This is a genomic window from Collinsella sp. CLA-JM-H32B, assembly GCF_040098065.1.
Taxonomy (GTDB): Bacteria; Actinomycetota; Coriobacteriia; order Coriobacteriales; family Coriobacteriaceae; genus Collinsella.
Genome location: NZ_JBBNNA010000042.1, coordinates 1 through 589, shown reverse-complemented (window position 1 = coordinate 589; position 589 = coordinate 1). Strand labels below are relative to the sequence as shown.

Annotated in this window: 1 rRNA gene; it reads left to right on the top strand. The window is 65.9% G+C overall.

The window, feature by feature from the left end:
* Window positions 1-589 (top strand): 23S ribosomal RNA (locus AAA138_RS09865); the annotation flags it as partial.

Below are 589 nucleotides of genomic sequence, written 5' to 3'. Positions count from 1 at the left end.
GGGGAGGACAACCCGGGGAACTGAAACATCTAAGTACCCGGAGGAGAGGAAATCAATCTCGAGACTCCCCGAGTAGCGGCGAGCGAAAGGGGACCGATGGCCAAACCGTCGAGCGGGCATACCCGGCAGGGGTTCCGCCGACGGGGTTGCAGGGCCGCGCATCCGGGGGCTGCCGCCCCCGGGCGCAGGTCCGGCTGGGGAGCGGAACGGCATGGGAGGGCCGGCCGCAGCGGGTGACAGCCCCGTACGCGAACCCAGACCGGACGGCGCGACGCGGTCCCTGAGTAGGGCCGGGCACGTGAAACCCGGTCCGAACCTGGGTGGACCACCATCCAAGCCTGAGTACTACCCTGTGACCGATAGCGCACCAGTACCGTGAGGGAAAGGTGAAAAGCACCCCGGGAGGGGAGTGAAACAGTACCTGAAACCGTGCGCCCACGAGCAGTCGGAGCAACTTTTAGTTGTGACGGCGTGCCTTTTGTAGAATGAGCCAGCGAGTCGCTGGCGCGGGGCGAGGTTAACCGAAAGGGAGCCGAAGCGAAAGCGAGCCTTAACAGGGCGACTTGAGTCCCGCGCCGCGGACGCGAAG